At 37.2% G+C, this 21003-nt stretch carries 20 protein-coding genes; 15 read left to right on the forward strand and 5 right to left on the reverse strand.

Features of this window, described 5'->3' with window-relative positions; translation table 11 throughout:
- Positions 1–94: 94 nt before the first annotated feature.
- Together O1Q79_RS03205 and mdh are read right to left on the reverse strand one after the other, a co-directional pair.
- On the reverse strand, positions 95–202 hold the full coding sequence (locus O1Q79_RS03205; RefSeq protein ID WP_386692915.1) for an IS3 family transposase: 108 nt from the start codon (positions 200–202) through the stop codon (positions 95–97).
- A gap of 440 nt (positions 203–642) precedes the next feature.
- On the reverse strand, positions 643–1575 hold the full coding sequence (gene mdh / locus O1Q79_RS03210; protein ID WP_386692917.1) for a malate dehydrogenase: 933 nt from the start codon (positions 1573–1575) through the stop codon (positions 643–645).
- Between the two features lie 244 nt (positions 1576–1819).
- Here mdh and argR point away from each other — a divergent pair, with 244 nt between their 5' ends.
- From argR to O1Q79_RS03230, 4 genes are read left to right on the forward strand one after another with little or no spacing between them, the layout of a single operon-like run.
- Complete coding sequence (argR, locus tag O1Q79_RS03215; protein ID WP_386693341.1) at positions 1820–2287, forward strand: transcriptional regulator ArgR; 468 nt, start codon at positions 1820–1822, stop codon at positions 2285–2287.
- A 4-nt stretch (positions 2288–2291) separates the two neighbouring features.
- Complete coding sequence (locus O1Q79_RS03220) at positions 2292–3197, forward strand: TIGR01777 family oxidoreductase (protein ID WP_386692918.1); 906 nt, start codon at positions 2292–2294, stop codon at positions 3195–3197.
- A gap of 46 nt (positions 3198–3243) precedes the next feature.
- Positions 3244–4518 carry a PqiA/YebS family transporter subunit gene (locus O1Q79_RS03225; RefSeq protein ID WP_386692919.1) on the forward strand — a complete coding sequence of 425 codons (1275 nt, stop codon included), beginning with the start codon at positions 3244–3246 and terminating at the stop codon, positions 4516–4518.
- Entirely contained in the window at positions 4496–7150 is a 2655-nt protein-coding gene (locus tag O1Q79_RS03230) for an MlaD family protein (RefSeq protein ID WP_386692920.1), read from the forward strand. Before O1Q79_RS03225 ends, O1Q79_RS03230 begins: the two co-directional genes overlap by 23 nt.
- A gap of 197 nt (positions 7151–7347) precedes the next feature.
- Here the strand turns inward: O1Q79_RS03230 and O1Q79_RS03235 are convergent, their stop codons facing one another.
- Both O1Q79_RS03235 and prlC read right to left on the reverse strand, forming a co-directional pair.
- The gene (locus tag O1Q79_RS03235) at positions 7348–8094 is read right to left on the reverse strand and encodes an SDR family oxidoreductase (RefSeq protein WP_386692921.1); all 747 of its coding nucleotides are present in this window, start codon (positions 8092–8094) and stop codon (positions 7348–7350) included.
- A gap of 49 nt (positions 8095–8143) precedes the next feature.
- The gene (gene prlC / locus O1Q79_RS03240) at positions 8144–10216 is read right to left on the reverse strand and encodes an oligopeptidase A (protein ID WP_386692922.1); all 2073 of its coding nucleotides are present in this window, start codon (positions 10214–10216) and stop codon (positions 8144–8146) included.
- 110 nt (positions 10217–10326) lie between these two features.
- Here prlC and O1Q79_RS03245 point away from each other — a divergent pair, with 110 nt between their 5' ends.
- The 8 genes from O1Q79_RS03245 to yciH all read left to right on the forward strand — a co-directional run bounded on the left by O1Q79_RS03245 (position 10327) and on the right by yciH (position 16480).
- Entirely contained in the window at positions 10327–10695 is a 369-nt protein-coding gene (locus O1Q79_RS03245) for a YbaN family protein (protein ID WP_386692923.1), read from the forward strand.
- 256 nt (positions 10696–10951) lie between these two features.
- On the forward strand, positions 10952–11629 hold the full coding sequence (gene cmk, locus O1Q79_RS03250; protein WP_386692924.1) for a (d)CMP kinase: 678 nt from the start codon (positions 10952–10954) through the stop codon (positions 11627–11629).
- A 109-nt stretch (positions 11630–11738) separates the two neighbouring features.
- On the forward strand, positions 11739–13388 hold the full coding sequence (gene rpsA / locus O1Q79_RS03255) for a 30S ribosomal protein S1 (protein ID WP_386692926.1): 1650 nt from the start codon (positions 11739–11741) through the stop codon (positions 13386–13388).
- 160 nt (positions 13389–13548) lie between these two features.
- Positions 13549–13830: an integration host factor subunit beta gene (locus tag O1Q79_RS03260; RefSeq protein WP_132300556.1), complete on the forward strand. Its 282-nt coding sequence runs from the start codon at positions 13549–13551 to the stop codon at positions 13828–13830.
- Between the two features lie 114 nt (positions 13831–13944).
- Positions 13945–14238 (forward strand): LapA family protein, encoded by a 294-nt coding sequence (locus tag O1Q79_RS03265; RefSeq protein WP_386692927.1) that lies wholly within the window; start codon positions 13945–13947, stop codon positions 14236–14238.
- A 2-nt stretch (positions 14239–14240) separates the two neighbouring features.
- Entirely contained in the window at positions 14241–15434 is a 1194-nt protein-coding gene (lapB, locus tag O1Q79_RS03270) for a lipopolysaccharide assembly protein LapB (protein WP_386692929.1), read from the forward strand.
- 33 nt (positions 15435–15467) lie between these two features.
- The gene (gene pyrF, locus O1Q79_RS03275) at positions 15468–16166 is read left to right on the forward strand and encodes an orotidine-5'-phosphate decarboxylase (protein WP_386692930.1); all 699 of its coding nucleotides are present in this window, start codon (positions 15468–15470) and stop codon (positions 16164–16166) included.
- Positions 16166–16480: a stress response translation initiation inhibitor YciH gene (gene yciH, locus O1Q79_RS03280; RefSeq protein ID WP_386692931.1), complete on the forward strand. Its 315-nt coding sequence runs from the start codon at positions 16166–16168 to the stop codon at positions 16478–16480. Before pyrF ends, yciH begins: the two co-directional genes overlap by 1 nt.
- A 60-nt stretch (positions 16481–16540) precedes the next feature.
- Here the strand turns inward: yciH and O1Q79_RS03285 are convergent, their stop codons facing one another.
- Positions 16541–16885 (reverse strand): SirB2 family protein, encoded by a 345-nt coding sequence (locus O1Q79_RS03285; RefSeq protein ID WP_386692932.1) that lies wholly within the window; start codon positions 16883–16885, stop codon positions 16541–16543.
- A gap of 213 nt (positions 16886–17098) precedes the next feature.
- Here O1Q79_RS03285 and lrp point away from each other — a divergent pair, with 213 nt between their 5' ends.
- Genes lrp through lolA form a run of 3 tightly spaced genes read left to right on the forward strand, consistent with a single transcriptional unit; the run spans position 17099 to position 20965 of the window.
- A complete protein-coding gene (lrp, locus tag O1Q79_RS03290) occupies positions 17099–17578 on the forward strand; it encodes a leucine-responsive transcriptional regulator Lrp (RefSeq protein ID WP_386692933.1) in 480 nt (159 codons plus the stop codon).
- A 1-nt stretch (position 17579) separates the two neighbouring features.
- Complete coding sequence (locus O1Q79_RS03295) at positions 17580–20321, forward strand: DNA translocase FtsK (RefSeq protein ID WP_386692934.1); 2742 nt, start codon at positions 17580–17582, stop codon at positions 20319–20321.
- A 17-nt stretch (positions 20322–20338) separates the two neighbouring features.
- Positions 20339–20965, forward strand: coding sequence for an outer membrane lipoprotein chaperone LolA (gene lolA / locus O1Q79_RS03300; RefSeq protein ID WP_386692935.1), 627 nt, complete (start codon positions 20339–20341; stop codon positions 20963–20965).
- Positions 20966–21003: the final 38 nt, after the last annotated feature.

Below are 21003 nucleotides of genomic sequence, written 5' to 3' on the forward strand. Positions count from 1 at the left end.
TTGTCAGTTGCAATTTTCTAAAAGCTGAGGAAATACGATAAAAAATACCGCACTTTTTGGGGATAATGATCTGACCCTTAGAAAGTTCGATTGATTAATTTGAGGACTGCGTTCTGAACTCAATAGGACTCGGTCCTTTTAATTTTAACTCAATATGCTTATTATTGTAATCGGTGATATAGTTATTGATCCTTTGTTCCAAGTGCTCAAATATATCAAATCCTTATGATAAAATCCTCCGTTTTAAGCTGTCCTCAAAAACGCTCCATCGTACTATTGTCCAAACAGTTCCCTTTTCTTGACATATTTTAAATTAATAATTTTATGGGATCATCGCTGTTTTATACGGATCGTATGATGGATAATTTTTCTTTGAATGAGAGGGGATGTTTTTTATGTTGAACCTGAAGTCTCTCATATCCGATATAATTAAAACGAGCAAGCCAATTTTGGATAGTTATTTGGGGGAGTTGAAAGTGTTCATAGGTCAGTGAAATGGATTAAAGTAAAGATCAATGATTTGTTTAAAGATTTGATTATATTTAGTTATAAAAATCTGTACCTTAGGTTGGTTATTAGTCCAACTTTTGGGGTACAGATTAATATTGAATTACCAATGTGTGGTAAAATATAATCTACAAATTAAGCGACAAACTTCTCACCCAGCTCAATATCCGCTTTTAATTGCGGTAACATTGCTTGAAGCTGTTCTTGTTCAAAGGCACTTAATTCACCGATAGGTAATAATGCAGCAACACCTTCACGACCAAAACGGACTGGTTGTGAGAAGAAACGAGCATATTCGCCGTTGCCTTCAACATAAGCACATTCTACCGCAGTTTCACCTTGTAAGCCACGCACGAGAGCTTGAGTAAAACGCGCAGCAGCCATTGCCATGGAAAGAGTGGCAGAACCAGCCCCAGCTTTTGCATTCACCACATCAGTACCCGCATTTTGCACTTTTTTGGTTAATTCCACGATTTCTTCGTCACCCCAAGTAGCATATTGCACTTGCGAGAAAATAGGAAGAATAGTCGTACCTGAGTGACCGCCGATAACTGGAATGCTGTTACGTTCTACTTCTAAACCTTTTTGTTCTGCAACAAAGGTTTCTGCACGTAATACATCTAACGTGGTGATACCAAATAATCTACGTTTGTCGTAAACGCCCGCTTTTTTCAATACTTCAGCAGCAATAGCAACGGTAGTATTTACTGGGTTAGTGATGATGCCAATACAAGCTTTTGGAGCAAAATTTGCCACATGTTGCACTAAATCACGGATAATACCGGCGTTAATATTGAATAAATCAGAACGATCCATACCCGGTTTTCTTGCTACACCAGCAGAAATAACTACTACATCAGCACCGGTCAATGCAGCACCGATATCATCACCAGCATAACCTTCCACTTTAACAGCGGTAGAGATATGACTTAAATCTTTTGCCACTCCCGGCGTCATCGGAGCTACATCATATAATGCTAACTCTGAGCCTGCTGGAAGTTGTAATTTTAATAAAAGTGATAGTGGTTGACCAATACCACCTGCTGCACCTAAAACGGCAATTTTCATAGTTTTCTCCTTAAATATTAAAAAATTAGGTATTGTAACAATTCAGTAATTACCAAAATGGCTACAAAACCTAGCTATCTGTTATAGTTTAAACATAACAACCATATAATTCAAATAACAAAATGCAAATTTGCGATCTAGCTCAAATTTTTCATCAATTATGTGAATATGAATAAATTTTTATTGATTAATTCTGCATTTTTATGCAAAATTTATGCAACATATTCTAAATAAGCAAAAAGTGATGATTGAAACAAAAAATGACAGCCTAATGACAGCATTTAAGGATTTATTAGCACAAGAAAAATTTAGTTCACAAGTTGAAATTGTAAATGCTCTGCAAGAGCTTGGATTTAGTAGCATTAATCAATCCAAGGTTTCTCGTATGCTAAGTAAATTTGGTGCGGTACGAACTCGCAACACTAGAATGGAAATGGTGTATTGTTTGCCCAATGAATTAAGCGTGCCAAATACCAGTAGTCCATTGAAAAATCTGGTGTTAGATATTGATTATAATGCCTTGCTGATCGTGATCAAGACCAGTCCGGGGGCTGCACAATTAATTGCCCGTTTATTAGACTCAGTAGGAAAAACTGACGGTATTTTAGGCACGATTGCTGGGGACGATACTATCTTTGTAACCCCAACACTCAACACACCAATAAAGCAACTTATTGCCAATATTCAACAACTTTTTGAGAATTCATTATAAAGAGATGCATATTTTTATCACCGGTGGCACTGGATTAATCGGACAAGAGCTTGTTAATCTCTGGCTTGATCAGAAATATCAAGTCACGTTATTGACACGTTCCTCTGAAAAAGCACTATCTCATTTTCATTCTCACCCTGAATTTAATCGCTTAACCGCGGTGAATTCTTTACAGGTTTTTGCTAATTTTAATTCATTTGATGCAGTGGTCAATTTAGCTGGTGAACCGATTTTTGATCGTCGTTGGACAACCCGACAGAAAGATCGCCTATGGCAAAGCCGAATTAATTTAACCGAAAAATTAACCGCACTTATTAATGCTAGTCAAACATCTCCAACCTGTTTTCTTTCAGGATCTGCCTATGGTTATTATGGCAATACTGGTGAACAAATCGTCACGGAAGAACATCCAGCAGCAACAAACTTTGCGGCTCGTTTGTGTCAACAATGGGAAAAAACTGCCTTGCAAGCACATTGTCGAGTTTGCTTGTCAAGAACCGGTATGGTATTTTCTCCGAAAGGTGGTGCATTAGCCAAAATGTTACCTTTATATCGTTATGGTCTAGGGGGAAAATTAGGCAATGGTTTACAATTTATGCCTTGGATAGCACTTGAAGATATGGTCAACGCCCTTAATTTTCTTCTGCATAATACTCAATGCCAAGGAGCATTTAATCTGTGTTCTCCACATCCTATTCGCAATACCGATTTTAACCGCTTATTAGCTAAGCAATTACAGCGCCCTGCTTTTTTCATTGTACCTGCTTTTGTACTCAAACTGATCTTAGGTGAACGAGCGAGTTTAATTTTAGACAGCCAAAATCTTTGCCCGCAAAAATTATTAGCACAAGGTTTTCAATTTCAATATCCTCAGCTTGACGACTATTTACATTCAACATTTGGCAAATAGACAATTAATGTATAAAATAGCCTCGCTTAATTAAGATGAGATAGCTATGCAAACAAATTCGTTCCCCGTTACTGATGATTCAGATCTTCAAATTAATCACATTGCTCGTTGTGGCGAATGTAATGCATTAGTAGCGGTCTCTAATTTGGCAAAAGGTGAACATGCTGAATGTCCACGCTGTCATCATGATTTACAATCCGAAGATCGCTGGTCGTTAAAACGTTGTGCTATTATTGCTCTTTCTATCCTAATTTTAATGCCGTTTGCATTAAAATATCCATTATTGAGCGTAGATTTACTCGGCTCACAAGTGGATGCTTCAATTTGGGGCGGAATATGGAAAATGGCGACGGAAGGTTATCCTTATACAGCATTTTTAATTTTTCTCTGTGCGGTTTTTATGCCAATATCCTTTTCGTTATTGGTGATTTTATTACAGCTTGCCAAACTTACTCGCCAAAAACCCCGTAATTTATTAATTGCCATAGATTATATTAAACCTTGGGTAATGTTTGATGTTTATTTAGTCGCACTGGGCGTAACCTCCTTTAAAGTACGTGATTATGCTACCTTGTCTTTTGATATTTATCTGATTGCGTTCTTAGCTACAGCATTGCTAAATACGCTATTATTCGCCAAAATCAATCCAAAAGAATTGTGGAATGATTTTTATCCACAGCATGTTAAATTATCGGAAATATCAGCAGAAAATCCACCGCACTTTTGTAGCAGTTGTGATTATACTTTTGAGCATCCTATTAAGGATCATAAAGGTATAGATCGTTGTCCACGCTGCCATAATGAACCTAATAAAATCGCAGAAACGAGCTTACAACAAACTTGGGCAGCATTAATCGCCGGGATTGTAATGATTTTTCCCGCCAATATATTTCCTATTTCTTATGTTTCAATGACGAATGTACCTACTGGCGATACCTTGATGTCTGGGGTCATATCCTTTCTAGAAATGGGAAGTTATTTTGTGGCTTTCGTCGTCTTTTTTGCCAGTATTTTTGTACCTTTTAGCAAAATTATTATCATGCTATATTTATTATTTAGCATACATTTTAATTGGCAACATTCGATCAAATGGCAAATGCGTTTATTTCATATAGTGCATTTTGTTGGTCGTTGGTCAATGCTTGATTTATTCGTATTATCGTTAATGATGTCTTTGGTAACGCGAGGACAAATCATTAATTTCTCGGTGGGTCCTGCCGCCATTTATTTTGGCTTATCGGTATTTTTAACTATGATAGCTACCACTACTTTTGACAGTCGTTTACTTTGGAAAATCTATGACGAAAGAAAATCAAACTAATCTTGCTGTTAGTACAGAACAGCCAATTATTCCTGCGAAAATTCGCAAAAGTCGCAGTATTTCACCCTTTTGGTTATTACCAATTATTGCCCTAATTATTGGTGCTTCGCTGTTTTTTCAAATTATCAAAGAACAAGGTGAAACTGTAAGGATCACTTTTACGAACGGTGATGGCTTAGTGGCAAATAAAACCCAAATTCGCTATCAGGGCTTGCAAATTGGTCTAGTAAAAAAAGTAAATTTTACCGACGATTTAAAACTTGTCAAAGTCGAAGCCAGTATTTACCCTGAAGCTAAAACCGTGTTACGAGCAAATACTAAATTTTGGCTTGTTCAACCGAACGCTTCTTTAGCGGGAATTTCTGGCTTAGATACGTTAATTTCAGGCAATTATATTACATTACAGCCGGGAGACGGGGATTACAAATATGATTTTACCGCGGAAAATGGTAGTCAAATCGTACAACTGGCAGAAGGTGATTTATTGATCCATTTATTATCTGATGATTTAGGTTCCATTTCTCAAGGAGCATCTATTTTCTATAAAAAAATGCCCGTAGGGAAAGTATTAGATTACCGCTTTACCCAAGATCAAAAACAAGTGGAAATCAATGTTGCCATTGAAAAACAATATGCGCATTTAATCAAGAAAGATAGTCATTTCTGGAATATTAGCGGCATTCGCGCCAATATGGATTTATCTGGGATTAATCTCAATATTGATAGCTTACAAGCTGTAGTACGTGGTGCGATCACCTTTGACTCACCGGAAAAAAGTGACATTGCAGAAAATGAACAGAAATATACTCTCTACCCTGATTTATCATCTGCTCAACGTGGTATTGAAGTCAATGTGACGTTGCCATCAGAAAACAATTTCCAAGCGGGTAAAACAGAAGTATTTTATCAAGGTATGCAAGTGGGTATGTTAACCCAAATGTCAGATGCCAGTATTGACAGTGATAATCGTACCGGCAAATTATTATTAAACCCAAGCGTTAAAGATATTTTACGTCAACATAGTAAAATAGTTATTCGTTCCCCTAAAGTTGATTTAATCAATTTAGATAAACTCCCTGAACTTTTACGTGGTCAATACTTAGAAATTATTGCGGGTGATGGTGAGCCAAGTATTGAATTTAGCGTATTAAATGAAAAAGAATTATTACTCAGTCAGCCCAATGCCCTGCAGCTCACCTTAATTGCGCCAGAAACTTATGGTATTAGCCAAGGGCAAGAAATTTATTACAATAATATTAGTATTGGTAAATTAGTGGAACAACAAGTTGATACCAATGGGGTAGAATTTAAAGCAGTCATTTTACCCCCCTATCGACACCTCATTCATGCAGATACGCTATTTATTGCTGCTAGTAATTTTGATATTTCTCTTGGTACAGATGGCTTACGTATGCAAACACCAGCCGCCGGTAACTGGCTACAAGGTGGGGTAAAAATTATTAATCATAATAAACAAGGGCATGCTAAAGCACAGTATCCGATTTATAAAGATCAAGAAAGTGCTGAAGTCGGTATAACAGCAAATGAGTTAAAACTGTCCTTAACCTTAAAAACGACGCAATTACCCAATATTAGCAAGGGTTCTTTGGTACTTTATCGACAATATGAAGTGGGTAAAATTTTAGATGTTCGACCATTGAAAGATTATTTTGATGTCGATGTTGCTATTTATCCTAAATTTATGCATTTATTAACTAACAATAGCCTATTTTGGGTGGAAAGTGCTGCTCAAATTGACATTACACCAAAAGGTATTAGCATTCAAGCCACACCAATAGGACGTTCACTGAAAGGGGCAATCAGCTTTGATAACTCAGGCAGTGGCAAAAATACAATCCTTTACGCCAATGAATTAACCGCTAAGTCTGCTGGTCAAGTTATTACCCTAACTGCGAATGATGCCACTAATTTAAGCAAAGGTATGAGCTTACGTTACATGGGGTTAACCGTAGGAGAAATCGACAGTATCAACTTAGATAAAAGCAACAATAAAATCATTGCCAAAGCTTTAATGAATCCAAATTATATGAATATTGTAGCCAAAGAGGGCAGTCTCTTTAAGGTTATTTCACCCGAAATTTCAGCCGGTGGGATTGAAAATATTGATAGTCTGTTACAACCCTATATTGATATTGAAGTGGGTTCAGGTAAAAGCAAAAAACAATTTGTGTTATATGATAAAAGTACACGGCAAAATAATAAGTTTTCTAATGGCTTTCCGATTATTTTAGAAACTTCCGATGCATCAAATATCTCATCAGGATCACCAGTGATGTATCGTGGTGTAGATGTGGGAAAAATTCGTAATCTAGAACTAAATAATATGGGCGATCGCGTATTAATTTACGTTATCATTGATAATAAATACGCTCATCTCGTACGCACTAATACACAGTTCTGGCTATCATCAGGCTATACTGCTGGTGTGGGCTGGTCGGGTATTGAAGTAAATACAGGTTCTGTACAACAACTCTTGAAAGGGGGAATTTCATTCTCAACACCATCTGGCACAGTTGTTCAACCACAAGCCAAAGCCAACCAACGTTTCTTGTTACAAATTCGCCGACCGGATGAAGCGAAGCAATGGAACTCTGGTAGTATGGCAGAGTAACTCAGAATTTATTATCAGAAAGATTTCGTTACAATGAATACCCAGAAAATTATCAAGTTGATTTATAGAAAATATCTTATTGTCACTTAAAAAGATAAAATAATACCGCACATTATGAGCTATGATCTGAACCTAAAAGTTAGACTAATAACCAACTCATTACGATGCAGATCATATTCAAGTGCGGTATTTTTTGACTAATTTTTTGCTACATTCAACGCCGCAAAACTCTGCGACACAGGCATAATCTCGATCCGATTAATATTAACGTGAGCAGGTTGTTGATAAATCCATAACACGGCATTAGCAATATCTTCAGGTTGAATAGCATTTGTGCCTTTATACAGGTTAGTCGCTTTTTCATCATCCCCCTTAAAACGCACATTTGAGAATTCTGTTCCGCCACATAACCCAGGTTCAACGTTGGTTACTCGAATAGCTGTGCCAGCTAAATCCGCTCTCAAATTTAAACTAAATTGTTTAACAAAGGCTTTGGTCGCACCATAAACATTACCACCAGGGTAAGGATAAGTGCCAGCAATAGAGCCTAAATTAATAATATGCCCTTGGTTGCGTTCTACCATTTTAGGTAAAATTTGGCGAGTTAAATAAGTTAAACCGATAATATTGGTATTAATCATGGTTAGCCAGTCATCAAAATGAGCTTGATGAGCGGGTTCTAAACCTAGGGCAAGACCAGCGTTATTGACTAACAATTCAATCTCCGCCCATTCGGTTGGTAGGCTAGCAAGTGCGGTGTCAATTTCGCTTGTTTTTGACACGTCCATCACAAGGGGATAAAAATTCTCCCCGAGTTCGGTTTGTAATGCTTGTAATTTCTCTAAGCGGCGTGCTGCACCAATCACTTTATAGCCAGCTTTAACTAAACTTTTACATATAGCTTTGCCAAAACCAGCGGATGCACCAGTGACTAAAATACTCATAAAACCTCCTTACTTAATTTGTTAACGGGGTTACTATTGTTTTGTGATGCTATTGTTTCGTGACACAGGGGGCTTTTTCCACCTTGTCCAAAATTCCTTTATGGCGTAATAACGCATCTAAGGTTGGTTTACGACCACGGAACCGCTCAAACAGTTGCATCGGTTCTTCTGAACCACCACGAGTTAAGATTTCATCAAGGAAAGATTGTCCTGTGACAGGGTTAAAAATACCCTCTTCTTCAAAACGAGAATAGGCATCGGCGGATAATACTTCTGCCCATAAATAGCTGTAATAACCTGCAGCATAACCACCAGCAAAAATATGGCTAAAACTATGAGGGGTTCTTACCCAGTCCACACCTTTAATCACAGCCACTTGATCTTTCACGGCTTTTAACGTGTCTAACACTTGATTAGCTTTGCCCACTTGATAATGATGATGCAGACGGAAATCAAACAAGCCAAATTCTAATTGACGTAATACAAACATCGCAGCTTGGAAATTTTTCGCCTTAATCAACTGTGTCAATTTTTCTTTTGGTAATGGTTCGCCAGTTTGATAATGCCCTGAAATAAAGGCTAACGCATCTTCTTCCCAACACCAGTTTTCCATAAATTGACTTGGTAATTCCACTGCATCCCAAGGCACACCATTAATCCCAGATACATCCCCCACATCAATCAGTGTTAACAGATGATGAATACCATGCCCAAATTCATGGAATAGGGTAGTAACTTCATCGTGAGTAAATAACGCTGGTTTATCCCCGATTGGAGCATTAAAGTTACAGGTTAAATAGGCGACAGGTTTTTGTAATGAGCCGTCTGTTTTTCGTTTGCGACCAATACAATCATCCATCCATGCACCACCACGTTTGTGTTCACGAGCGTATAAATCTAAATAAAAACTGCCGCGTACTTCATCCGTCTGATCGATTAAATCAAAGAAACGCACATCTTTATGATAGGTTTCCACATCAAAACGTTCTACTGCACGAATATTAAAAATGCGTTGCACAAGTTCAAATAAACCTGAAAGTACCCGTTCTTCAGGGAAATAAGGGCGAAGTTCTTCATCATTAATAGCATATAACGCTTGTTTTTGTTTTTCACTATAAAAGGCAATATCCCAAGGTTCAAAATAGGTTACATTATAATTTTTAACCGCAAAGGCTTTTAATTCACAAAGTTCTTTTTCCCCCTGTGCTTTTGAGCGAGTAGCTAAATTTTCAAGGAAATCTAATACTTGTTGTGGATTTTCTGCCATTTTAGTGGCTAATGAAAGATCAGTATAATGTTCAAATCCTAATAATTTAGCGAGTTCTAAGCGTAAGGTTAGAATTTCATCCATAATGGCGGAGTTATCCCATTTTCCTGCATTAGGTCCTTGATCCGATGCTCGAGTAGCATAAGCACGATACATTTCTTCACGTAACGCTTGATTTTCACAATAAGTCAACACAGGCAAATAGCTTGGCATTTCAAGTGTAAAACGATAGCCTTGTAAACCTTTGCTTTCTGCCGATTGTTTAGCTAATTGCAACGCACTTTCAGGCAAGCCAGATAGCTCTTTTTCATCGGTAATCACTTTTTCCCAACCCATAGTTGCATCTAGCACATTATTACTAAACTGTGATGTTAAATCTGATAAACGAGCGACAATTTCACCATAGCGTTTTTGTTGTTCTGGTGGTAAAGAAATACCAGATAATTCGAAATCACGCAGGCTGTTTTCAATCGCTTTCTTTTGGGCTGTGGAATAGGTGGCAAATTCAGGGCTATTTTTTAAACTTAAATAGGCTTGATATAAGCCCTGATGTTGTCCTACCCAAGTACCGTATTCCGACAATAAAGGCAGACAGGCTTGATAGGCATCACGTAATTCAGGGCTATTTTTCACCGCATTTAAATGCCCAACTGGGGACCAAGCCTTACTTAGACGATCATTAACTTCCGCCAATGGCTGATAAAAATTTTGCCAAGTAAACTGCGGTTGTTTTAACACCTGTTCAGTGACATCACGGCAATCTTGGATTAATTTTTCGACAGCTGGTTGAATATATTGTGGTTCAATGCGAGAGAATGGGGGTAATTTATTGTTTTCTAGTAATGGATTTGTCATAATCTATCCTTTGATATTTAATATTGATTTTCATTTCCGATATAATCTTGTTATATTGAGATGGATTGTAGCAAATCAAGTTAGTATTGTTAAATTTTATAAGGAATAAAATGAGATTTTTATATATTGGATTAGGATTTATTTGTATCGGATTAGGGGTTATTGGTGCATTTTTACCCGTGATGCCTACCACGCCTTTTTTATTGTTGGCTCTGTTCTTCTTTGGCAAAAGTTCTCAACGTTTACATCAATGGTTTTTGCAAACGGAAATTTATAAAAAACACTTAAAATCTTTTGATGAACAACGTGCTTTAACCAAGAAATCTAAAATTTCAATTTTGACTTTATCCACTGTGATGATGGCAATCAGTTTCTACTTTACGCCAATTTATGGCAGAATTTGTATTGTTATCCTGTTATTAATTGAATACTGGTTCTTTTTCTTTTGGATTAAGACGATTAATGAAGGATATAAATGATTAGGAAAAGTGAAGAGACATTAATCTGCATCCCAAAATTTGCATAAATATCCAGACAAAAAGTACCATAATTCAATAGTTGTATAGCACATATTATTCCAATTATGTCCTTTAGGTGATAGTTTGGAAACAGATCAATTGCCTAAAAATACACAAAAGAAATTAATTATATACAAGATATTCAAGGCATATAAAAGAGTAGCTATGTTTGTAACTAGTCTTTATAATCTGCCAAAAATAAAAATGAAGGAGAATCATGAAAAAGATCATTATTACCGTTGATGGTCCGAGTGGTGCAGGCAAAGGGACACTTTGTTATGCTTTGGCGGAGAAATTGGGCTTTGCGTTATTAGATAGTGGGGCGATTTATCGGGTAACGGCATTGGCAGCACTTAAAAGTGCGGTGAAATTAGATGATGAATTGGCATTAGCTGAATTGGCTCGTCATTTGAAAGTACAGTTTTTACCTGAAAAAGGTGAAGTGAGTATTTTTTTAAATGGTGAAAATGTTAGTGGTCAGATTAGAACGCAGGCAGTTGCCGAAGCTGCCTCTAAAGTGGCAATTTTTCCGCAAGTTCGTACCGCACTTTTGCAGTTGCAACAAGATTTTGCTCAACAAGGGAAAGGCTTGATTGCCGATGGACGTGATATGGGGACGGTGGTGTTCCCTGATGCCCAAGTGAAGCTATTTTTAGACGCAAGTAGCGAAGAAAGAGCAAAAAGACGATTTAAACAGTTGCAAAATAAAGGAATTAATGGTAACTTTGCACAGATTTTAGCCGAGATTCAAGATCGTGACTTTCGGGATAGAAATCGAGCGGTTGCACCACTGAAACCTGCGGATGATGCGTTATTGTTAGACAGTACGGAATTGTCCATTGATGAAGTGATTTTGCAAGCATTGGATTATATTCATCAGAAAGTGAAAAGCTAATTTCAAATACATTTTTCGGTTTATTCAAGGACGGATAGACTATTATTATCAACCCCACTTATTATGGATTAAAAAGTGGATGTTATTAACTTATTAAAGAAGATTAATTATGTCAGAATCTTTCGCTCAACTATTTGAAGAATCATTAAATAACCTTGAAACTCGTTTAGGCTCTATCGTTAGCGGTACAGTTGTTGCTATCGAAAAAGGCTTTGTTTACGTGGATGCAGGTTTAAAATCTGAAGCTCGTATTCCAGCTGAAGAGTTCACTAATGCTCAAGGTGAAGTTGAGGTTAAAATTGGCGACGTAGTAAACGTTGCATTAGATGCAGTTGAAGACGGTTTCGGTGAAACTAAACTTTCTCGTGAGAAAGCGGTACGTCACGAATCTTGGATCGAATTAGAAAAAGCATTCGAAGCTCAAGCCAGCGTGATCGGTTTAGTGAATGGTAAAGTGAAAGGCGGTTTCACTGTTGAATTAAACGGTGTGCGTGCGTTTTTACCAGGTTCATTAGTAGATACTCGTCCAACTCGTGATGCAGACCATTTACTCGGTAAAGAAGTAGAATTCAAAGTTATCAAATTAGACCAAAAACGTAACAACGTTGTTGTTTCACGTCGTGCGGTTATTGAATCTGAAAGCAATCAAGACCGTGATGAAGTATTAGCGAATCTTGCAGAAGGGGCAGAAGTTAAAGGTGTGGTTAAAAATTTAACTGAGTACGGTGCATTCGTTGACTTAGGCGGTGTTGATGGTTTATTACACATCACTGATATGGCTTGGAAACGTGTTAAACACCCAGGCGAAATCGTTAATGTTGGTGATGAAATCACGGTTAAAGTATTAAAATTCGACAAAGATCGTACTCGTGTGTCTTTAGGCTTAAAACAATTAGGTCAAGATCCTTGGGCGGCGATTGCTGAAAATCACCCAGTAAACAGCAAATTAACAGGTAAAGTGACTAACTTAACGGATTACGGCTGTTTTGTTGAGATTTTAGACGGTGTTGAAGGTTTAGTTCACGTTTCAGAAATGGATTGGACTAACAAAAACATTCACCCATCTAAAGTTGTCAGCCTTGGTGATGTTGTTGAAGTGATGGTGTTAGAAATTGACGAAGAACGTCGTCGTATTTCTTTAGGCTTAAAACAATGCAAACCAAATCCTTGGTTACAATTCGCTGAAACTCACAATAAAGGCGACAAAGTTGAAGGTAAAATCAAATCAATCACTGATTTTGGTATCTTCATCGGTCTTGAAGGTGGCATTGATGGTTTAGTTCACTTGTCTGACATTTCTTGGAATGTACAAGGTGAAGAAGCTGTTCGTCAATACAAAAAAGGTGACGAAGTCGCAGCCGTTGTGTTACAAGTTGATTCAGCCAAAGAACGTATTTCTTTAGGTATTAAACAACTTGAATCTGATCCATTCAACAATTTCTTAGCGGATACCAAAAAAGGTGCTGTGGTATCAGCAACTGTGGTTGAAGCCGACAGCAAAGGGGCTAAAGTTGAATTAGCGGGTGGCGTTGAAGGCTATATCCGTGCAGCAGACTTAACTAGCGAAGTGGCAGCAGGTGATGTGGTTGAAGCGAAATACACAGGCGTAGATCGCAAGTCTCGTATTGTTCACTTATCTGTAAAAGCGAAAGATCAAGCAGAAGAAGCGGCAGCAATGGCAAGTGTAAATAGCAAACAAGAAGAAGTGGCTATTCCTAATGCAATGGCAGCAGCATTTGCTCAAGCGAAAGGCGAATAATAATTTTATCGCTGAATAAAATTAAGCTGGCGTGTTTCGGCACGTCAGTTATAATAAAAATATAAAATATTTTCACCGCAGTTGTAGTGAGACAACTTAATTATTAATTTTTACAACGAGTAATTAGGTTGTTTTATTATCTCAAAACAAGGAATATCTTATGACAACTAAATCAGAACTTATTGATGCATTAATTGAAAAGCATCCATCTCTTGCAGTAAAAACTGTTGAAAACTCAGTAAAAGAGATTTTAGAACAGCTTTCTCAAACCCTTGAGAATGGCGATCGTATTGAAGTGCGTGGCTTTGGTAGTTTTTCCTTGCATTGTCGTCAGCCAAGGGTGGGGCGTAATCCAAAAACAGGTGAAAGTGTTAAATTACAAGCAAAATGTGTACCACACTTTAAAGTAGGGAAAGAATTAAAAGAACGTGTCGATCAATAATTATTAGGTTTATCGGCAATAAATATCAAGAACGACACTATTTAAGTGTCGTTTTTTATCATTATTTTTGGCATAATAAAATATAAGAAGATTCTAATATAAAGGGGAAATATTATGTTGAAGTATCTTTTAGGATTGGTTGTTACCATTGCAGTGATATTAGTCGCTATTACAGTGGGTGCAAACAATGATCAAGTTATTACCTTTAACTATATTGTGGCAGAAAGTGATTTTAAACTTTCCACCCTTGTAGCGATATTATTTGGTCTCGGCTTAATTTTAGGGTGGTTAATCACAGGTATTTTTTATCTTCGGATTAAAATTAAAAATATGGCATTATCTCGTCAAATTAAACGTCAAACCCAACAAATAAATGAATTAACTTCAAGTCTGAATAAGGCTGCGTAAAAATGATTGAATTACTCTTTCTGCTTTTACCGATTGCCGCAGCCTATGGTTGGTATATGGGGCATCGTAGTGCAAAAAAAGACCAGGAAGAGGTAAGCAATAAATTTTCTCGTGATTATGTCACAGGGATGAATTTTCTGTTATCTAATCAAACTGAAAAAGCGGTAGATCTGTTTTTAGAAATGCTACAAAAGCAAGAAACTGAAAATGCGATTGAACATCGCTCACAATTTGAAGCAGAATTAACCCTAGGTAATTTATTCCGTTCTCGTGGTGAAGTAGATCGTGCATTACGTATTCATCAGGCATTAGATCGTAGTCCAAATTATTCTTTTGAGCAGAAATTATTAGCCAAACAACAACTCGCTAAAGATTTTATGTCGGTGGGTTTTTTTGATCGGGCTGAAAATTTGTATATTGTGCTGGTAGATGAACCTGAATTTGCCGAGGGGGCGTTGCAACAACTGGCGATTATTTATCAAAAAACTAAAGAATGGAAAAAAGCCATTAATGTAGCAGAAAAATTAGCCAAGATTGCCCCAAAAACTGATAATATTGAACTGGCACAATATTATTGTGAGTATGCAAATTTATTATCTACAGAGAGTAAAGAAAATCAAAAAGACTTACTCGAACAAGCTTTAAAAGTGTCGCCTAATTGTGTAAGAGCATCAATGATGTTGGGAGAATGGTATATTCAGCGAAAAGATTTTAAAAGTGCGGTGAAAATTTTAGAAAATGTACTTAATCAAAATGCGGATTATGTGGGAGAAATATTACCCCAGTTAAAAGATTGTTATCAACAATTAGGATTACTGGATAATTTTGAATTATTTTTGGTACGAGCTAGTCAATTGAGTGGCAATGTTAGTGTAGATCTGGCCTTGGCCGATGTAATTGAACAAAAAGATAGTCGTGCAATAGCACAAAGTAAAGTATATCAAAAGATCGGGACTAACCCGAATATGTTTTTGTTTCACCGTTTTATTCAATATCAAATTGATGACGCTGAAAATGGGCGTGGTAAAGATAGCCTTGTGTTATTGCATAAAATGGTTGGTGAGCATATTAAACAAGGATTTGATTATCGTTGTACCAACTGTGGTTATCAAAGCCATAAATTAATCTGGTGTTGCCCTTCTTGTCGTCAATGGGAAAAAGTCAAGCCGGTTCGTGGCATTGATTTGCCGAATTAAAAAAGTATTCAACTAAGTGTATAAGGAATAAATATGGATAGTAAAATTATTGTAGCTTTAGATTATGAAAATGAATCTGATGCGTTAAATCTAGTGGATCAAATTGATCCTGCACTTTGTCGTCTAAAATTGGGTAAAGAAATGTTTACCAGTTTAGGCACAAATTTTCTCAAACAATTACATCAACGTAAATTTGATGTATTCTTAGACTTAAAATATCATGATATTCCGAATACGGTGGCAAGAGCGGTACGTTCTGCGGCAGACTTAGGCGTTTGGATGGTGGATTTGCATGCCAGTGGTGGTTTGCGTATGATGGAAGAAGCCAAAAATATCCTTCAGCCTTATGGTAAAGATGCACCGTTGTTAATTGGTGTGACGGTATTGACCAGTATGGAAGACTTGGATTTATTACAAATCGGTATTAATGCATCACCGTTAGAACAAGTCATTCGTTTAGCACATTTAACCCAACGTGCCGGCTTAGATGGTGTGGTTTGTTCGCCGCAAGAAGTGGAAATTTTACGCAAAAACTGTGGTGAGAATTTTAAATTGGTAACGCCGGGGATTCGTCCAGTGGGCAGTGAATTCGGTGATCAACGCCGTGTCATGACACCAGCTGCGGCTGTAGGCGCTGGCTCTGATTATTTGGTTATTGGTCGTCCAATTACGCAAGCAGATAATCCCGCAGAAGTATTGCGCGCCATTAATGCATCATTAGCGAATTTGTAATGAACGATTTAGTTTATTCGACGGAAACGGGTCGCATTAAGGCGGATAAGCCTAATGTTGAACGTCCCAAAGGTGATGGTGTGGTGCGTATTCAACGTCAAACGAGCGGTCGCAAAGGGGTGGGTGTTTGTGTGATTAGTGGTTTGGAACTGTCTGATGATGAATTGAAAAAACTCGCCGCAGATCTTAAAAAACGTTGTGGTTGTGGCGGTTCAGTAAAGAACGGTAATATCGAAATTCAAGGTGAGAAACGAGACTTACTCAAACAGTTATTAGACCAGAAAGGCTTTGTGGTCAAGTTGACTGGTGGGTAAGTTAAAAAAGATTGGAAAATTAACCGCACTTTTTTTATGGAATAGTGCGGTTTTGTTATATTAATGGGAATATCCTAAGAACATTGCACCAAGCAAACATAATACGCCGATGACAAAAAACACTGGATTTGGATTGTTAACTTTTTTCCCAAAGAATTTTGCCGCACAAAAGACGTAACCGATAAAACAGATGAGTTTTGTCATCTTCCACCAAGAAAAACCAAAGCTAAAGAAGAAAAATAATGCGGTTGCCAGTAAAACAGTATCCGAAATGTGCGGTAAAATTTTTAATAGTTTTACCGCACGCCAGTCTTTCTGCGAAAGTTGCATAGATCCACGAATAACGAATAAGAATAAACTTAAATATGCAGAAACAACGTGCATAGTCACAATAGTTGATAACATTTTTCACTCCAAATAAAAAGGTTATTATAGATAAAGCATAAAAAACGGTCAAACGCTAATTAGATAACAGCTGATATTTAATAATTTATGATTGGAGATAAGAAAAAAAGCATTAAGTACGTTATTTTTTACTGAATCTTATCTGATTTACTGCTATATTAAGATATTCACTGTTGGTTGACAGAATTTTATTCTTTTTATAGGGTGCTTTATATGGATAAAAAATTAGCAAAACCTTTTGATGTGATTGATATCAAGATTCTTGATGAATTACAACGCAATGGTAAAATTTCAAATATCGATTTATCTAAGAAAGTTGGGCTTTCCCCAACACCTTGTTTAGAACGTGTAAAACGTTTAGAAAAACAGGGGGTTATTATGGGCTATAGGGCTTTATTAAACCCAGAATTATTAGAAGCGCCCTTGCTGGTCATCGTTGAAATTACGCTAGTTCGTGGTAAACCTGATGTATTTGAAGAATTTAATGATGCCGTTCAGTTGTTAGATGATATTCAAGAATGTTATTTGGTTTCTGGTGATTTCGACTATTTGCTCAAAACACGTGTGGCAGATATGTCAGCTTATCGTAAATTACTTGGTACAACGTTATTACGTCTTCCTGGTGTAAATGATACGCGCACCTTTGTAGTTATGGAAGAAGTGAAACAAACGAATTTTTTACAATTAAAATAACATGATTAGAAAAATAACAGACGGTTTTTCACCAAAACATTATTTGGTGGAAGTTTTATTTGGATTGACCGCACTTTTCGGTTTTTATTTGATTATCGCTTGGTCGAGCTATAGTCCCTTTGATAATGCGTGGTCGGTAGCCAGTTATCAAGAGGCAGTGAGCAATAAAGCTGGACCTTTTGGTGCTTGGGTGCTCGATCTCTTTTTTGTGCTATTCGGTTATGTTGGGCATTTATTACCTTTCTTATTGTGTATTGCACCGATTTATTTTATTCGGACTAAACGGGTAGATAGCCTAACGTGGACTCGTTTTTTCTTAAGAATATTCGGTTTTGTATTGTTAATGTTGGGTTTAACCGCATTATCAGCAATGTTGCTCACGAATACTAACGACTATTTATCTGGTGGTGTGTTAGGAGGGATGTTAACCAAATATACTGTGCCGTTATTGGGGCAATTTGGTCTATTATTATTTGGGGTTGGTTTTAGTATTCTTGGTTTTGTATTTTGTTCGGGTGCATCTTTGATTCGCTTATTAGTGCATTTTTATAATTGGTTAACGGTAAAAAATGATGAGCCTATAGAAGAAAATATTGAACAAACGACAGAACAAAGCGTTTTAGAAGATGAAATTGAACAAGAGATTCAAGTTCAGCAGCCGATTGAATCAGAAGAAAGTGATATATATGATCCGATTTATATTTCTGGATTGAGTAAAGCACAAACGACTCAACAATATCAACAACAAACGTCAACGGAATTTGAAAATATAATAGAAGAAAATGAACCTTTTAAACCAATTGAGTTTGAAGAACCCATTTTGCCGGACGTGAGAATTACTCAACCTAATGATGTTGATGCAGAAAATATCAAGATAGCCGTGCCACCACAGCAGAATCCACAAGAAATGCCGGATTTCTTGGCTGGAAATCAGTTAAATGTGCGTTTACCAACGGAAGAAAACACATCACCGATTATTCCCGACGTAAAATTAACCCCGGCTCAACCGTTAACCCCGGTAGAAAATGAAGGTTTAGATACGCTTTCAGCAGAATTAGCGGAGCAGTTTGCACAACAAGAAGCTGAGAAAGAACGGCAGCGTTTGGCACAGGTTCAACAAATAAATGTACATTTAGCGGATAACATAGATGTTGAACCAGAATTTGAAGAAGAACCACTGCAAAATGGCTTGCGTACCGTTCCGATTAATAAATTAGTAGAATTGTACGGTGATAATAAAGCCAAAGAAAAACCAACGACTGAATTGCCGGTATTAGATTTATTAGATAAACGTGTAGTACAGAGTCAAAATATTTCGGAACAACAAATTCGAGAAACATCAAGACGAATTGAGCAACAACTACAAAATTTCAAAATTAAAGCTACTGTTAAAGGTGTGTTAATTGGTCCAGTGGTTACACGTTATGAGTTGGAATTATTACCGGGTGTAAAAGCATCTTCGGTGAGTCGGATTGATACGGATTTAGCTCGAGCGTTAATGTTTAGGGCGATTCGTGTGACGGAAAGTATTCCGGGTAAGCCTTATATTGGCATTGAAACCCCCAATAAAGAACGCCAAATTGTGCCATTACGTGATGTGTTAGATAGTGACGAGTTCCGTAATAGTAAAGCTTTATTGCCGATGGCGTTAGGCAAAGATATTAGTGGTACACCGATTGTGATTGATTTAGCCAAAACACCACATTTGTTAGTGGCAGGTTCCACTGGATCAGGGAAATCAGTCGGGATTAATACCATGATTTTAAGTTTGTTATTCAAAGTAAAACCTGAAGAAGTCAAATTTATTATGATCGATCCGAAAGTAGTAGAATTGTCGATTTATAACGATATTCCACATTTGCTGACAGAAGTGGTTACGGATATGAAAAAAGCAGCCAATGCGTTGCGTTGGTGTGTGGATGAAATGGAACGTCGCTATTTGTTATTATCGCAATTACGTGTGCGTAATATTGAGGGGTTTAATGAACGTCTTGATAAATTGCGAGAAGAAGGGATTGGGGTACCTGATCCTTTATGGAAACAAGGTGATACCCTAGATAGTATGCCGCCATTATTAGAACGAATGAATTATATTGTTGTCATAGTGGACGAGTTTGCCGATTTAATGATGCAAGTGGGTAAACAAATTGAAGAACTGATTGCTCGTTTAACGCAGAAAGCACGTGCCGTTGGTATTCACGTAATTTTAGCTACTCAACGTCCCTCTGTCGATGTCATTACTGGCTTGATTAAATCGAATATTCCAAGCCGAATAGCCTTTACGGTAGTACAACGTAATGACTCTCGTACCATTTTGGATCAGAATGGGGCGGAATCGTTATTAGGTATGGGTGATATGCTTTATCTTGGTAACGGTACCACTGATCTGGTGCGAATTCATGGGGCTTATATGTCTGATGATGAGGTATCAAGAGTCGCTGATGATTGGCGTGCAAGGGGCAAACCAAATTATATTTCATCTATTTTGGAAAGTGTTGATGATAATGGTGAGGATGATGATAATGGGTTTTCTTCGGACAGTGAGGATTTAGATCCTTTATTTGATAAAGCTGTTGAGATTGTAGTGAATTCCGGCATGACATCTACGTCCTTTATTCAACGCCGTTTGAAAATTGGTTTTAACCGTGCTGCGAATTTAATGGATCAGTTGGAAGAACAAGGGATTGTGTCAGAAATGCGTAACGGTAAACGTGAATTATTGACACGTACGCCTGATTATTAGAATAGGAAAGTAGAATAATGAAAAAAATATCACAAAAAATCACCGCACTTTTAACTTTAGCATTGGTAACACCTTTTGTATTTGCGGATGCGGCTACTGAATTACAATCACGTTTGCAAAAAGTGCAAATATTCAGTGCAGAGTTTAATCAGAATGTCAGTTCAGCGAATGGTAAACAAGTACAACAGGGGGCAGGTACATTGCAGATTAAACGTCCGAATTTATTCCGCATGGATACCAAAGCACCGCAAGAAAGCCAAATTATTTCTGATGGTAAAACACTCTGGTTCTACGATCCTTTTGTGGAACAAGTGACTGCAAACTGGGTAACAGAAGCTGTGAATAATACCCCTTTTGTGTTGTTAACTAGCAATGATAACGGTCATTGGCAACAATATAGTGTGGTGCAAAATAGCGATACGTTTGTGTTAAAACCGAAAGCTAAAAATAGCAATATTAAGCAATTTGATGTGCGAATTGATGCGAATGGCGTGTTAAAAGGCTTTAGTACCATTGAGAAAGATGGTCAATCAAACCTATATATATTACGTAATATTCGTAATGATAATATTGCCGATACGGTGTTCCAGTTCAGTGTACCGAAAGAGGCTGAATTTGATGATCAGCGGAAGAAGAAAAAGTAATGATATAAGGGTGTATTGCATACGCCCTTTATCCCCGT

The organism is Lonepinella sp. MS14434 (assembly GCF_042468235.1).
Lineage (GTDB): Bacteria > Pseudomonadota > Gammaproteobacteria > Enterobacterales > Pasteurellaceae > Lonepinella.

Excerpts from the sequence above, each read along its gene's own strand:
- mdh (WP_386692917.1), bottom strand. The coding sequence starts at position 1,575 with ATGAAAATTGCCGTTTTAGGTGCAGCAGGTGGTATTGGTCAACCACTA.
- argR (WP_386693341.1), top strand. The coding sequence starts at position 1,820 with ATGATTGAAACAAAAAATGACAGCCTAATGACAGCATTTAAGGATTTA.
- O1Q79_RS03220 (WP_386692918.1), top strand. The coding sequence starts at position 2,292 with ATGCATATTTTTATCACCGGTGGCACTGGATTAATCGGACAAGAGCTT.
- O1Q79_RS03225 (WP_386692919.1), top strand. The coding sequence starts at position 3,244 with ATGCAAACAAATTCGTTCCCCGTTACTGATGATTCAGATCTTCAAATT.
- O1Q79_RS03230 (WP_386692920.1), top strand. The coding sequence starts at position 4,496 with ATGACGAAAGAAAATCAAACTAATCTTGCTGTTAGTACAGAACAGCCA.
- O1Q79_RS03235 (WP_386692921.1), bottom strand. The coding sequence starts at position 8,094 with ATGAGTATTTTAGTCACTGGTGCATCCGCTGGTTTTGGCAAAGCTATA.
- prlC (WP_386692922.1), bottom strand. The coding sequence starts at position 10,216 with ATGACAAATCCATTACTAGAAAACAATAAATTACCCCCATTCTCTCGC.
- O1Q79_RS03245 (WP_386692923.1), top strand. The coding sequence starts at position 10,327 with ATGAGATTTTTATATATTGGATTAGGATTTATTTGTATCGGATTAGGG.
- cmk (WP_386692924.1), top strand. The coding sequence starts at position 10,952 with ATGAAAAAGATCATTATTACCGTTGATGGTCCGAGTGGTGCAGGCAAA.
- rpsA (WP_386692926.1), top strand. The coding sequence starts at position 11,739 with ATGTCAGAATCTTTCGCTCAACTATTTGAAGAATCATTAAATAACCTT.
- O1Q79_RS03260 (WP_132300556.1), top strand. The coding sequence starts at position 13,549 with ATGACAACTAAATCAGAACTTATTGATGCATTAATTGAAAAGCATCCA.
- O1Q79_RS03265 (WP_386692927.1), top strand. The coding sequence starts at position 13,945 with ATGTTGAAGTATCTTTTAGGATTGGTTGTTACCATTGCAGTGATATTA.
- lapB (WP_386692929.1), top strand. The coding sequence starts at position 14,241 with ATGATTGAATTACTCTTTCTGCTTTTACCGATTGCCGCAGCCTATGGT.
- pyrF (WP_386692930.1), top strand. The coding sequence starts at position 15,468 with ATGGATAGTAAAATTATTGTAGCTTTAGATTATGAAAATGAATCTGAT.
- yciH (WP_386692931.1), top strand. The coding sequence starts at position 16,166 with ATGAACGATTTAGTTTATTCGACGGAAACGGGTCGCATTAAGGCGGAT.
- O1Q79_RS03285 (WP_386692932.1), bottom strand. The coding sequence starts at position 16,885 with ATGTTATCAACTATTGTGACTATGCACGTTGTTTCTGCATATTTAAGT.
- lrp (WP_386692933.1), top strand. The coding sequence starts at position 17,099 with ATGGATAAAAAATTAGCAAAACCTTTTGATGTGATTGATATCAAGATT.
- O1Q79_RS03295 (WP_386692934.1), top strand. The coding sequence starts at position 17,580 with ATGATTAGAAAAATAACAGACGGTTTTTCACCAAAACATTATTTGGTG.
- lolA (WP_386692935.1), top strand. The coding sequence starts at position 20,339 with ATGAAAAAAATATCACAAAAAATCACCGCACTTTTAACTTTAGCATTG.